Here is a 13,638-nt window from a genome sequence, read left to right on the forward strand (position 1 = left end):
CCGGCCCTTATCAATAGTGTAAACAATGAAAAACGCAACGTTCTATCTTCTCGAACACGACAGCAAAAGCGGTGAGCTCAGCGCCCATGAGGCACTGGCATGCGATCTGGCGGCAGAACGTTGGCGAGCAGGAAAGCGCGTGCTGATTGCCTGTGAAGACGAGCAACAGGCCATCAGACTGGACGAGGCGCTGTGGCAACGCGATCCCAACGCATTCGTGCCGCATAATCTGGCAGGCGAAGGGCCGCGTCACGGCGCACCGGTTGAACTGGCCTGGCCGCAGCGGCGTGGCAACGCGCCACGAGATCTGCTGATCAGCCTATTGCCGCAGTTCGCAGATTTTGCCACCGCTTTCCATGAAGTGATAGACTTTGTCCCTTACGAAGAATCCTTGAAACAGTTGGCGCGCGACCGCTATAAAACCTATCGCAGCGTCGGCTTCCAATTGACCACGGCTACGCCGCCAACTCACTGAATTTTGAGCATAATGGAAACGAAATATAACCCGCAAGATATCGAGCAGCCGCTCTACGAACACTGGGAAAAGCAAGGCTACTTCAAGCCGCACGGCGACACGAGTAAAGAAAGCTTCAGCATCATGATCCCGCCGCCCAACGTCACCGGCAGCTTGCATATGGGTCATGCTTTCCAGCAAACCATTATGGATACGTTGATCCGCTATCAGCGCATGCAGGGCAAAAATACCCTGTGGCAGGCGGGTACTGACCACGCGGGTATCGCCACGCAAATGGTCGTTGAGCGCAAGATCGCCGCAGAAGAAGGCAAAACTCGCCACGATTACGGCCGCGAAGCGTTCATCGACAAAATCTGGCAGTGGAAAGGCGAATCCGGTGGCAACATTACTAATCAGATGCGTCGTCTGGGTAACTCCGTTGACTGGGAGCGCGAACGCTTCACTATGGATGAAGGCCTGTCCAACGCGGTGAAAGAAGTGTTCGTCCGTCTGTATAAAGAAGACCTGATTTACCGTGGCAAGCGTCTGGTGAACTGGGATCCGAAACTGCGCACCGCGATTTCCGATCTGGAAGTAGAAAACCGCGAAGTGAAAGGGTCGATGTGGCACCTGCGCTATCCGCTGGCTGATGGCGTGAAAACCGCCGACGGAAAAGACTATCTGGTCGTCGCGACCACCCGCCCGGAAACTGTGCTGGGTGATACCGGTGTCGCCGTTAACCCGGAAGATCCGCGTTATAAAGATCTGATCGGCAAAGAGGTGATCCTGCCGCTGATTGGCCGCCGTATTCCGATCGTTGGCGACGAACATGCCGATATGGAAAAAGGCACTGGCTGCGTGAAGATCACGCCAGCGCACGACTTCAACGACTACGAAGTTGGTAAACGCCACCAGTTGCCGATGGTGAACATCCTGACGTTCGACGGTGATATCCGCCAGAGCGCTGAAATTTTTGATACCAATGGCGAAGCCAGCACCGCTTACAGCAGCGACATTCCAGAAGCCTTCCAGGGTCTGGAGCGTTTTGCCGCACGTAAAGCGCTGGTAGCCGCATTCGATGAACTCGGCCTGCTGGAAGAGATCAAAGCGCACGATCTGACCGTGCCTTACGGTGACCGTGGCGGCGTTGTCATTGAGCCGATGCTGACCGACCAGTGGTACGTGCGTGCTGCCGTACTGGCTAAACCGGCAGTGGAAGCGGTAGAAGATGGCCGCATCCAGTTCGTACCAAAACAGTACGAAAACATGTACTTCAGCTGGATGCGCGACATTCAGGACTGGTGTATTTCCCGTCAACTGTGGTGGGGTCACCGCATTCCGGCCTGGTACGATGCCAACGGCAACGTCTATGTGGGCCGTACCGAAGCGGAAGTACGCAGTGAAAACAACCTCGCTGATAATGTCGTTCTGAATCAGGATGAAGACGTACTGGATACCTGGTTCTCATCCGGGCTGTGGACGTTCTCTACGCTGGGTTGGCCAGAGCAAACCCCTGATCTGAAAGCTTTCCACCCAAGCAGCGTGATGGTCAGCGGCTTCGACATCATCTTCTTCTGGATTGCTCGCATGATCATGCTGACCATGCATTTCATCAAAGATGAAGACGGCAAATCGCAGGTGCCATTCCACACCGTTTACATGACCGGCCTGATCCGTGATGAGGAAGGCCAGAAGATGTCTAAATCCAAAGGGAACGTCATCGACCCGCTGGATATGGTGGACGGTATCTCGCTGGAAGCCCTGCTGGAAAAACGTACCGGCAATATGATGCAGCCGCAGCTGGCGGAAAAAATCCGCAAGCGCACCGAGAAACAGTTCCCGAACGGCATCGAACCTCACGGTACAGATGCCCTGCGCTTCACGCTGGCGGCACTGGCCTCTACCGGTCGCGACATCAACTGGGACATGAAGCGTCTGGAAGGTTACCGCAACTTCTGTAACAAGCTGTGGAACGCTAGCCGTTTTGTGCTGATGAACACCGAAGATCAGGATTGCGGCTTTGGCGCAGGCGAGAAAGTGCTGTCGCTGGCTGACCGCTGGATTCTGGCGGAATTCAACCGTACGGTGAAAGCCTACCGCGAAGCGCTGGACAGCTATCGCTTTGATATTGCGGCCGGTATTCTGTACGAATTCACCTGGAATCAGTTCTGCGACTGGTATCTGGAGCTGACGAAGCCTGTGATGAATGGCGGATCGGAAGCGGAACTTCGCGGTACGCGCCATACGCTGGTTACCGTACTGGAAGCGTTGCTGCGTCTGGCACACCCGATTATTCCGTTCATTACCGAAACCATCTGGCTACGCGTTAAAGCGCTGAAAGGCATTAGCGCCGCTGTTCGTACAAATGAAAGCATCATGTTACAGCCGTTCCCTGAGTTCGATGCCGCGCAGGAAGATACGCTGGCGCTGAACGATCTGGAATGGATTAAGCAGGCGATTATCGCGGTGCGTAACATTCGTGCGGAAATGAACATCGCGCCGGGCAAACCGCTGGAAGTGTTACTGCGTGATGTCACTGCTGAAGCACAGCGTCGCGTGGAAGAGAACCGCAGCTTCATCCAAACGCTGGCGCGTCTGGAAAGCATTACGCTGCTGCCTGCGGGCGACAAAGGTCCGGTTTCCGTCACTAAACTCATCGAGGGTGCCGAGCTGTTAATCCCGATGGCTGGCCTGATCGATAAAGCGGCAGAGTTGGATCGTCTGACGAAAGAAGTGGCGAAAATCGAAGCCGAGATTGAGCGCATCGAAAGTAAGCTGTCCAACGAAGGCTTTGTGGCTCGCGCACCGGAAGCGGTCGTTGCCAAAGAGCGTGAGAAGCTGGATGGCTACGCCGTAGCGAAAGCCAAACTGCTGGAACAGCACGCGGTCATCGCTGCGTTGTAACGCTAACCGATTTTCTAGCGGTAGTATGGTAAATACGAAAGCCTCGTTGCAAAACGGGGCTTTTTATTTTATTCACTTCACACTGATTCACCTCACAAAATGCATGAAGGGGGTAACACAATGAGCAACACGAATCATGCTGAGACCAGCAAGTTTCTTAGCTACGTTTTACGGCACAAGCCCGAAGCTATTGGGTTAACGCTAAGCAGCGACGGCTGGGCAAACATAGCTGAACTGATTACTGGTGCAGCTAAAGATGGACGGCTTCTTACCAGAGAAGTGATTCAATCTGTCGTTGATAACAGTGACAAAAAGCGGTTTTCTATTTCGCCGGATGGGTTATCGATCCGTGCAGCGCAGGGGCACTCATCATCGCAGGTCGATATGCATTACGAGCCCAAAGTGCCGCCCGAATTTCTTTACCACGGCACGGCAACCCGATTTGTCGATTCGATAAATCAGCAGGGTTTGCTTTCTGGTTCACGTCAGTATGTGCACTTGTCTGCCGATGAAGCCACGGCGATAAACGTCGGCCAGCGGCATGGCAAGCCCGTAGTATTAAAAATAAGGGCGCAGGAAATGCATCAACAAGGGATAATTTTTTATCAGGCGGATAACGGCGTCTGGTTAACCCTGACGGTTCCCGTGCCGTTTATCGATGAATGAATACGTGTATGAGTCACCTGTCTTCGCTGTCCACATAACATTAGCGAAAACAGGTGATAAGCTCATTTAACAATTAGCGGGCATCGGCCAGCACAGTGTTCCGATAAAGAACTAGCAGCATGTCTCCTTCATTATTCAATTCATTTTACTATGCAAATTTTCTCTAATTAAGCGTTATCCACTAAATACCGCCGAATAGCCGTGAATAAAAACAATGCTATTTAGCGTAACGACAGATTAATTATCTAATCCCTTACTTTATTTCCAAAAATCTATTGCTTATTTTTGATAGAAATTAACGATCGAATATGAAAAATTGAACGGCCTAATGATTGGTGAATCCGATCGATAATAGGATTACTATAGTGTGAGGCTATAGGTAAACATTACACTTGGTTATGTTTCAATCAGAATAGGGTTGATAAAAGCGATTACACATTGCGCTCCGACCGATCCAGTAACGGATTAAAAACCATACATATCAATAACATAAAATATAAATAAAGAATATCTCAGCTCTGCCGACAGTATCCATAGGGCTAAAATGAATGAAAAAGTAACGTGTTCACGCAAACGTTCATGGCAGGTAAAGGGAAGCTGCCAATTCATTCCTCTGACGTAAACGTCAGGGGAATAAACCAGGTGCAGAAAATGATGAATCGCTCCACGTATAGAGCGATCATTATGTATGTAAAAAATAATATAAACAGTATAAGAAAGGATTAGTACCATAATGAATTTTTTGAAGAATATGAGAATTGGCAATCGACTCTTTCTGGGGTTCGGGTTACTGATTACACTAACGTTGACACTGTCGTCGCTCGAATATGTTTTTATAAAAAACATAGAAAAAGAGGTCGATAAAATTACCGAAGATAGAATAGTTAAGACCAATCTGTTACGCGATATAAGAGACCATTTAAATAATAATATCCAGACAGTACGGGATATTATCTTACTCCCCGGTGATAAACGTCAGGAAAAACAGAATTTAAGACAAACTATCACCGCTATAACGACAGCCTCAAACGCGACATATAGTCATTTAGACAACATAATAAAATTTGGGAAAGGCCGGGAACTGTTTGATGAATTAACAGACATAAGAAAACAATATGGTATTACTATTGATCAAGCCATAACCTATGCCCTTGAAGGGACGGATGAACAGGCAACGGCATTTTTATTCAATGATGTCGCTAAAATTCAAAAAAGTTATTTCACTAAACTGGGCGAACTTCTTGATTATCAACAAGAAAACGTCGACAAGTCCAAAGTTGAGACAAAGTTATTTATTTCCGAAGCCCTGTTCTGGACACTCTTACTGTCAGCCTTTTCAGCCATTTTAGGGATGCTGATTGCCTGGTTGCTGACGCGCAGTGTGACCGCGCCTTTATCCATTGCGCTATCTTCTGCTCAGCGCATTGGCGAAGGTGACTTGCGTGGAACGATTGCAGTCGATAGCCGTGATGAAGTAGGCCAGTTGCTGGAAGCAATGCGTGATATGCAATCCTCGCTGACCAAAACGGTCATCACTGTCAGAGATAATGCGGAGAGTGTCGCCACCGCGAGTATACAAATTGCCCAAGGCAATGCGGACCTTTCATCCCGAACCGAAGAACAGGCAAGTGCGTTAGAAGAAACCTCTTCCACCATGACTCAACTGGGCATGACGGTGAAAAATAACGCCGATAATGCTCGTCAGGCCGATCAGCTAGCCAAAAACGCCAGCACGGTGGCACAGCAGGGAGGCCAGGTGGTTGATGACGTCGTAGTAACGATGAAGGCCATTGACGAAAGTTCCCGGAGCATTGCAGACATCATCAATGTCATTGATAGTATTGCTTTTCAGACCAACATACTGGCTCTCAACGCCGCGGTAGAGGCAGCACGAGCGGGCGAACAAGGGCGTGGATTCGCGGTTGTCGCAGGGGAAGTGCGTAGTCTGGCACAGCGAAGCGCAGAGGCTGCAAAAGAGATTAAAACGTTGATCACAACAAGCGTCGAGCGCGTAGAACAGGGATCCGATTTGGCGAATAAAGCCGGGGAAACCATGCAACAAGTCGTGGTCGCTATTCGTCAGTTAACTGATACGGTGGCAGAAATCAGCTCAGCCAGCGCGGAGCAATCTACGGGGGTTGATCAGGTGGGTATCGCGGTCAATCAGATGGATCAGACAACACAGCAGAACGCCGCACTCGTGGAAGAATCAGCAGCAGCGGCACTGAGTCTTCAGGATCAAGCCGACCTACTTGTTAGAGCGGTCTCCGTGTTTAAAGTGGCAGGCAGTCAGTCGTCAATCTCTGCACCACAATTAACACACCGAGCCTTATCGCCAAAAGCGATGCTTCCTGCAGCGGCTGGCGCTGCACACCAAAATTCAGGGGACTGGACCAGCTTCTAATGTTGAAAATACCCCTGACAAACACGTTTGTCAGGGGTCAAAACAGGTGATTCAGTCATTTAACGATTAGCGGGCATCGGCCAGCGCAATGTTCTGGCGCAGGCCGGGCAGCACATTACCCAGTTCCATGTTTTCTCTTGCGATCTGGAAACGGGAAACGGACTGTTGCAGATTAATAACCTGCTCCTGAAGTGAATTCGCTGACGTCGCGACTTCGGATACCAAGGATGCATTCTGCTGAGTCACACCATCCATCTGGTTGATGGCGATATTGATCTGTGAAATACCGCGACTCTGCTCGCTGGAAGCCAGCGTGATCTCATCCATAATATCGACCACTTTTTTCACATCCATCAGCACTTCGTCCATAGTGTTACCCGCGACTTCAACCAGCCCCGCGCCCTTTTCAATACGGCTGAGAGAGTCATCGATCATAGTGCCGATCTCTTTCGCGGCCGTCGCACTGCGCGCAGCCAGCATCCGCACTTCGGAAGCCACTACCGCAAAGCCTTTACCGTATTGACCCGCACGCGCAGATTCCACCGCCGCGTTCAGCGCCAACAGGTTGGTCTGGAAAGCGATGCCGTCGATTACGCCAACAATGTCGGAGATCTTGGCAGAACTCTGCTTGATGGAACGCATGGTATCAACCACTTCAGAGACAACGTTCCCGCCGCGAGACGCGGAATTAGAGGCTTTCAGCGCCAGATCGTTGGCTTTACGCGTGTTGTCTTCGTTGTTTTTCACCGTCGACATGATCTGTTCCATGCTTGAAGCGGTTTCATCCAACGAGGCCGCCTGCTGCTCGGTGCGGCTAGAGAGGTCTATGTTGCCGGATGCTATTTCTTCAACCCCAACACTTATCGCATCGGTTCCGTTACGCACCACGCGCACCATATTTTCCAGCCCGTCACGCATGCGTTGAACCGCAGCAAACAGATGTGCAATTTCATTTTTCCCACTGCTATCAATCTGCGCTCGCAGGTCACCTTCAGCAATGCGGTCAAAGACGGAAATAGCCTGATTCAGCGGTTTCACGATCATATTGGTCATCACAGACCAAGCCAGCGCCGCCAGCAGCAACGCACAGGCGATCGCGCCGTACAGGATAGTTTCCATCAGTTCCACGCGGTCATTCGAATCCGCGTAGGCTTCATGAATATTCTCCAGCTTGAAGGCAACCAACGCTTTAGAGGATTTATCAAATGCGGCATACAGTACCGTCGATTTCCCCGCACGCTGGCGATATTCATCTAGATTCCCGGCGTTAAGCGCCGCAAATGCCGGATCAATAAACTCTTGCATCAGCGTATTGCGTTTTTCGGCCATATCCGAAGAAATGACTTTTTCCGCTTCGGACTGTGGGTATTTCAGGTATTCCTGCCATTTCTCGCTCGCACCATCGACCTTGCCTCTGGCGCGTCCCAGCGCAACTTTAGCAGCCTCGACGTCCCCTTTCCCCATTAATGATTCGTACAGACGTAAATCCAATCGACCACGCAGCAGCAGTTCGGAGCTGTCATTCAGTGCAACCAGCCCTGGCAGCACTTCCATATCGACGCGAGCAAATGATTTATTCCCTGACTGAACAGCAACCAACCCTAACACGCCGACGAAAAGCAGTAACGCCGCTAAAGAAAACACCATCATGCTGAGTGCAGTACGAATCTTTATCTTACGAAACATAAATTATCCCTGTAGTCTGAAAACAAGAAAGGGTGAGCGGCAGCTCTACAGCAGAACTGTTCGGTTATTTACGTAATAGTCGTTATATTTCAATTTTCATTGCTATAGCAATTCATTTGCTAAAGCATTCGCGTAGCTATCGCCTGAAATAAATTCGTTATAAAACCGTAATAAAAATAAAGAAACGTATAAAGAAGATACTGACCGACAGAAAATAGGCATTCTGTCAGTCAGTAGGATTTATTTTTTATTATTTTTCTGAGACTGATTCTTTGCTAAGAAACGTTGCAATTCATCTTTATAAAACTTCGCCGACATCATCGTGCCATGTCCACTGGTATCTTTACTGGCAGGAATAAGGAACAACGTCGCCTGCTTAATTTTCTTAAGCTCATTATCCAAGATGCCTGTTTCAATAGGATTACGCTCATCATCTGCAGAGTTAATCACCAGAACAGGCACCTTAATTTTATTCAGTTCCGGTGCCGCGTTATAATTCGCAGACGAGCCCCAGATATAAATAAAGTCGTTGGCATCGCTGGTCGACGGTGCCGCAAGGCGATCTTCTACCAGTTTGTCGGCCTGTGCACGCGTTGGTGCTTTGCTCTGATACGCCAGTGTGCCGCCGGTGGTGGCGATACTGAACATAATGTTGGCCGTTTTCAGCGTTGGCGGCTGCTGTGTGTAATCACCGTTATTCCACACCGGATCGTTCTTGATGGATTCAATCAAGATGCGACGCATCATCCAATTACGACCGGACAGTTCATTTGGCAACGATGCCATTGGCACCAGCGCATCCATCATATCTGGGTATTTTTCACCCCAAAGCCAGGTTTGCATGCCGCCCATGGAATATCCCATCACCAGGCGCAGGTGGTTAATACCCAACCCTTCTTTGATTAAGCGATATTGTGCCTGCACCATATCGTTATAATCGTACTGTGGAAATTTCATCCGCAAGCCGTCTGAAGGTTTGGACGATTTTCCAGAACCAATGCTCTCCGGCATGATAATAAAATATTTACTGCTATCCAGCGCCTGACCCGGCCCGAAAAGCTCTCCACCAAAGCCATTTGCTAACAGTGATTTAATCGGCTGGTTCGTTCCATGTAGCAATAAGACAGCGGGCTTGGTTTTATCACCGATCGTGTAGTAGTGAATACGCAGATCTTTTAATTTTTCGCCGCTGTTGAAGGTAAATTCGGGCGCAATCCAGTCGCCTTCTTTGGGCTCTGGGAAATTGGCCTGTGCATGCGTTAATGGTGACAGCATTAACAGAAATGCGCCCACCACCCCTGATAGAATTCGATTAATCATAAATAACTCTTCGGTAATCATGAAGTCGTGAAGCCGCGATTTTAATGTCTATTAGGAAAAATCCCAATAAACATAAGCAAACTAATAATAAAAAGAGATTATTCTCTGATTTTTTTATTTATCGCGAGAGATTCTACAGATAGTTTTTAATAGGATGATATTTAACGCATTCCTGTTAATCGTCCGGCTACGTAGCTCATGCTTTTCACTCGACATTCGCGTTTATAAAAACAGCGAAGTGCGTTTTTTTTGCTCAAAAATATAATCATACTCTAAATAATTCGAGTTTCAGGACAAAAACGGCAAGGCGTTTTTGAACAGTGCTTGCGCTGACCCCGAGGGGGTGAGGCCATAAGGTCGAATAACGCGGCAAGAGAGGGAGTCCCGATGAGCTTACTCAGTAAGTGATTCGGGTGACTGACAAACCTGCCATAGGCAGGTTTGAACGCTGCTTGCAGCGGCCCCAACGGGGCGAGGCACACGCAAGTGTGCCGAGTAGCGTAGCCAACGCACATGCAACTTGAAGTATGACGAGTATAGAAAGAGATCGTGTGCGGTGAAACCACACACGATTAACACAAGGTAGGGTTAGATCGGAGGTGAGAATCGAGAACTGAGGATTAGTGCTTATTCATCTCGCTTTCAATGGCTTTCAGCCGCTCATCCATATCTGGGTGCGTACTCAGCCAGTCCGGTAAATCCAGAGAATCAATTTCATCCTGACTGCGGTCGTTAGCGATCAAGGCCCGATACATCGCCTGCATCGACTGAAGCGAACGCCCTTGCTGCTGCATTTCTGCTATTGCCCATGCGTCGGCTTCCCGTTCCATGTCGCGGGAAAACTGCATCTCGTTGATAAAAGCAGCAGACTGCAACACCGTATCCCCCACGCCACTGACATCTCCCGTCACCCACATGAAGGTCAGCGATACTAGTGATGAACGCACCACCATGCGCATTGGGTGGCGATAGGCGTGGTGTCCCATTTCATGCAGCATCACCGCGGCCAGCTCGTTGTCATTTTTCGCCAGCTTCACCAGATCGTCACTGATAATCAGCGTGCCATCCGCCAGCATAAAAGCATTCGGCCCGATAGGCGCAGACATGATCTCCAGACGCAGTGGCGTTTTGTCTTCCCGCATGTCAGCGGGCATAACCTGTTGAAACAGAGTTTGCATTTCTTGCTGACGCTCAATAGGCAGTTTCGAAGGCTTAAAATCACTGTGGCGTAATAACTTCAGCGTATGTTGTCCCAGTTGCTGTTCGATAGCAGTAGGAATACGTAGCGCCAAAGTGGAACTTGCCCATGGCAGTACCACGTAAACATAGTTTATGACTATCAATACGGTGGCGAATAACGTGAGAATGACGCCACGCTTATGGCGTTCCAGACGGTGTACAAGTCCCGGTTGGCGTCTTGCGGAATACCACGCGCGAAAGGCGGGGTCGTCGGCAGGAACAAAACGGCCACCGTCAGGAAAGGTTAACGTCAGAGGAATGGAGCCCAATGCATCGGAAACCGTGACCTGCTCCAGCGCAAACGTCGTGTTCGATGACCCAGTATTTAGCACCATCGTCGAACCGTTATCCGTTAAATGAAGAGAAGCGGCCACACGGGCCGCCAATCCGGGGTATTGATAATGCCCCTCAATATTCATATTCCTGCCTTATAACTTACAGGCCAACACCCAAATCGAGCGCCTGCACGGCTTCTTCGGCCAGTGCGCTGTTTGCTGTGTCCTGGTGTGCCTGAACGTGCAGCAGTGCCAGATCGCCTTCAATCGCTGTCGCATTCGCGATATAGCGTGCGTGACGAATCTCTGCCACTGGTGCTGCCCAACCCAAAGAAAAAATAGTAATCAGGCTATTGGTTATCAGTAATCCCATGTAAGACAGCGTTTGCATAGAAGAGTGCAATTTCACACCGCCATTCAGCGACGTTTGGTTAAACAAATAGTTACGCTGTGCAACCGCCACATAGCTGCTGGAAACCAGCGCGCCTAGTAGCATCACAATTACCATCATCACCAGATTAAAGATATTGCTTAGCAGCATCATGAGCACAGTATCTTCATTGCCACCGCCCATCATCACAATCTGGAACAGCGTGAAAAAGAACGAGCCCATGAATGACAGCGACGCGATCAGGAAAGGAACAAAAATCAGCAGGCTAATCAGGGAAAATTTAATAAACGCCGCTTTCGTTAGTTCTGCTTTAAATGCCGTTTTACCGAAGGACAGGTTATTAACATAGAAATCAAGCTGCATCATTTTCATGATGCCATTTACCGCAGCAAACCCTGGAATAGCAATCGCCAGCACGATAAATCCAATCAGAATCGGACTATCGCTCTGCGACCCAATCAACCCTGCCACAATCAACGCGGCATAAAAAGCCAGCAACAACAGAATAGGGCAAAGCAGTAATACCCAATATGCACGGCCCGTCTGACAATGGTAATTAAAACGGACGCCGCGGTAGCTGGACATAATAGCGTCATAACGCCAGTTGCGGATCACGATAATCGGAATAAGTGCCGAAAATGCCAGCGCGATAAGGGTACCAAGCGTTGGTGACATCATCATCACGACATAAAACAAGATGATACCGGCGATAACCAGCAAACGCCCTTTAAGGATCTGAATGGGCTCTGCGTGGTAATCAAAACGGTCACCATTAATTTCCGTGTTACCATAGAAATAACGACGGCGACGCACGGTGGCCCAAGCAGAATAAATACCTAAGGTGATCACCGTTAATAACGCATTCACCAGCCAAATTGCAAAATATTCCCCAGCCTTACCGTGAAACTGCACGCGATGCTGCGTGTTATTTTCTGAAGTATTGGTAGTCATAAACCCTTCATCCTAAAAGAAATAAGCCTTATAAACGCTTCGTTCGACACGTTATAGGCAACAAAAAGCGGCTTATTTAAGCATGTCCTGTTAATGACAACAATAAAAGTTAACAGCAATTAAACAAGCCAATGTACTTATTAATTACAGGAAATAGGGAAAGCCACCGAAAAATCAACATGGAAACAACCTGAAGTATGATGGGTGTAGACGTTGCATCCATGTGGTCTGAAATGGTATTACAATCGGCCAAGATCATTACCCTCGTAAACCGTAAGAACAAGAGTACGTATTATGACAACCGCGACCTCCGCCAATCTTCAGGTACGCCCAATCACCGAGCAGGATGATGCCGCTATCGCTCAGGTCATCCGTCAGGTCTCTGCCGAATTTGGTTTGACAGCCGATAAAGGCTACACCGTCTCCGATCCCAATCTGGACGCGTTGTTTGCCCTGTATAGCCAGCCGAAAAGCGCCTATTGGGTTGTTGAATATGAAGGCCACGTCGTTGGCGGTGGCGGTATTGCACCACTGCTGGCGGGCGAAGAAGATGTGTGTGAATTACAAAAAATGTATTTCCTACCCATCGTGCGAGGCAAAGGACTGGCACGTCAGTTGGCGGTACAAGCACTGGATTTTGCTCGTCAACATGGCTTTCGCCGCTGCTATCTGGAAACCACTGGCCACCTAACCAGCGCAATTCGGCTGTATGAGTCGCTGGGCTTCGAGTCGATTCCCCATTCAATGGGCAATACGGGCCACACTGACTGTGAAGTAACGATGTTGAAGGTGCTGTAGCCTGCTGAAGGTACGGTAATAACGCGTTATCATACCGAATAAAAAACGCCGCAGGATCTTCCTACGGCGTTTTCCGTAAACGGTTCAACGAGGGATTAATGGCGTTTGCCGTCATCATCTTCATCATAGAAATCTTCATCATCCCCGTCTTCTTCACCTTCACCATCCGGATCTTCGAAGTAAGTGCCCCAACCGTCGTAATGCACACCGTGGCGTTCTGCCAGCGCCAGCAGCTGTTCTACCTGTGCGTCGATCAGTTCCGCTTTCAGCGCGACTTCACTGATAGCATCGCAGCACATCAGCAACACGCCATCTTCCACTTCCAGTTCTTCCGCATCCGTCACTTCATAGCCCAGCTTGAAGGCTTCTACAGCGACTTTTTCCAACACTTCAAACTTCTCAGCAGAGAAATGGTGTTCAATGGTATAGAGCGCGTCAGGATCGCTGCCATCATCCAGCAGCTCTTCAATGATCAGGCGTGTCTCTTCCCGTTGCTCTTCCAGTAATTCGCGGTTTGCCATGCCTCAGTCCTCATTAAACGACGTAATAT

At 49.3% G+C, this 13,638-nt stretch carries 10 protein-coding genes; 5 read left to right on the plus strand and 5 right to left on the minus strand.

All coding sequences use genetic code 11. The annotated features are described in order from the left end of the window. Positions 1-25 precede the first annotated feature (25 nt). The 4 genes from K7X24_RS18085 (at position 26) to K7X24_RS18100 (ending at position 6,428) form a co-directional block, all read left to right on the plus strand. Positions 26-475: a DNA polymerase III subunit chi gene (locus K7X24_RS18085; RefSeq protein ID WP_005973664.1), complete on the plus strand. Its 450-nt coding sequence runs from the start codon at positions 26-28 to the stop codon at positions 473-475. A 12-nt stretch (positions 476-487) separates the two neighbouring features. Continuing rightward, entirely contained in the window at positions 488-3,358 is a 2,871-nt protein-coding gene (locus tag K7X24_RS18090) for a valine--tRNA ligase (RefSeq protein WP_224556562.1), read from the plus strand. Between the two features lie 120 nt (positions 3,359-3,478). Continuing rightward, complete coding sequence (locus tag K7X24_RS18095) at positions 3,479-4,024, plus strand: RNA 2'-phosphotransferase (RefSeq protein WP_224556565.1); 546 nt, start codon at positions 3,479-3,481, stop codon at positions 4,022-4,024. Positions 4,025-4,757: 733 nt separating this feature from the next. Further along, entirely contained in the window at positions 4,758-6,428 is a 1,671-nt protein-coding gene (locus tag K7X24_RS18100; protein ID WP_224556577.1) for a methyl-accepting chemotaxis protein, read from the plus strand. A gap of 66 nt (positions 6,429-6,494) precedes the next feature. On the opposite strand, the gene K7X24_RS18105 is transcribed toward K7X24_RS18100, so the two are convergent. The 4 genes from K7X24_RS18105 to K7X24_RS18120 all read right to left on the minus strand — a co-directional run bounded on the left by K7X24_RS18105 (position 6,495) and on the right by K7X24_RS18120 (position 12,290). Next, positions 6,495-8,114 (minus strand): methyl-accepting chemotaxis protein, encoded by a 1,620-nt coding sequence (locus K7X24_RS18105; protein WP_224556594.1) that lies wholly within the window; start codon positions 8,112-8,114, stop codon positions 6,495-6,497. 240 nt (positions 8,115-8,354) lie between these two features. Then, positions 8,355-9,434, minus strand: a complete 1,080-nt coding sequence (locus K7X24_RS18110) for an alpha/beta fold hydrolase (protein WP_224556608.1) — start codon at positions 9,432-9,434, stop codon at positions 8,355-8,357. A 620-nt stretch (positions 9,435-10,054) separates the two neighbouring features. Beyond that, the gene (locus K7X24_RS18115) at positions 10,055-11,092 is read right to left on the minus strand and encodes a M48 family metallopeptidase (protein WP_224556611.1); all 1,038 of its coding nucleotides are present in this window, start codon (positions 11,090-11,092) and stop codon (positions 10,055-10,057) included. Between the two features lie 16 nt (positions 11,093-11,108). Then, on the minus strand, positions 11,109-12,290 hold the full coding sequence (locus tag K7X24_RS18120) for a YjgN family protein (RefSeq protein ID WP_224556622.1): 1,182 nt from the start codon (positions 12,288-12,290) through the stop codon (positions 11,109-11,111). A 294-nt stretch (positions 12,291-12,584) separates the two neighbouring features. Between K7X24_RS18120 and K7X24_RS18125 the strand changes: the two genes are divergently transcribed. Then, positions 12,585-13,088: a GNAT family N-acetyltransferase gene (locus K7X24_RS18125; RefSeq protein ID WP_224556626.1), complete on the plus strand. Its 504-nt coding sequence runs from the start codon at positions 12,585-12,587 to the stop codon at positions 13,086-13,088. Positions 13,089-13,183: 95 nt separating this feature from the next. Here the strand turns inward: K7X24_RS18125 and rraB are convergent, their stop codons facing one another. After that, positions 13,184-13,609 carry a ribonuclease E inhibitor RraB gene (gene rraB, locus K7X24_RS18130; protein ID WP_224556629.1) on the minus strand — a complete coding sequence of 142 codons (426 nt, stop codon included), beginning with the start codon at positions 13,607-13,609 and terminating at the stop codon, positions 13,184-13,186. Positions 13,610-13,638 lie beyond the last annotated feature (29 nt).

It is taken from the genome of Pectobacterium versatile (genome assembly GCF_020166435.1).
GTDB lineage: Bacteria > Pseudomonadota > Gammaproteobacteria > Enterobacterales > Enterobacteriaceae > Pectobacterium > Pectobacterium versatile.

Coding starts and splice junctions, on each gene's coding strand:
- K7X24_RS18125 (WP_224556626.1), top strand. CDS start 12,585: ATGACAACCGCGACCTCCGCCAATCTTCAGGTACGCCCAATCACCGAG.
- K7X24_RS18110 (WP_224556608.1), bottom strand. CDS start 9,434: ATGATTAATCGAATTCTATCAGGGGTGGTGGGCGCATTTCTGTTAATG.
- rraB (WP_224556629.1), bottom strand. CDS start 13,609: ATGGCAAACCGCGAATTACTGGAAGAGCAACGGGAAGAGACACGCCTG.
- K7X24_RS18120 (WP_224556622.1), bottom strand. CDS start 12,290: ATGACTACCAATACTTCAGAAAATAACACGCAGCATCGCGTGCAGTTT.
- K7X24_RS18100 (WP_224556577.1), top strand. CDS start 4,758: ATGAATTTTTTGAAGAATATGAGAATTGGCAATCGACTCTTTCTGGGG.
- K7X24_RS18095 (WP_224556565.1), top strand. CDS start 3,479: ATGAGCAACACGAATCATGCTGAGACCAGCAAGTTTCTTAGCTACGTT.
- K7X24_RS18105 (WP_224556594.1), bottom strand. CDS start 8,114: ATGTTTCGTAAGATAAAGATTCGTACTGCACTCAGCATGATGGTGTTT.
- K7X24_RS18090 (WP_224556562.1), top strand. CDS start 488: ATGGAAACGAAATATAACCCGCAAGATATCGAGCAGCCGCTCTACGAA.
- K7X24_RS18085 (WP_005973664.1), top strand. CDS start 26: ATGAAAAACGCAACGTTCTATCTTCTCGAACACGACAGCAAAAGCGGT.
- K7X24_RS18115 (WP_224556611.1), bottom strand. CDS start 11,092: ATGAATATTGAGGGGCATTATCAATACCCCGGATTGGCGGCCCGTGTG.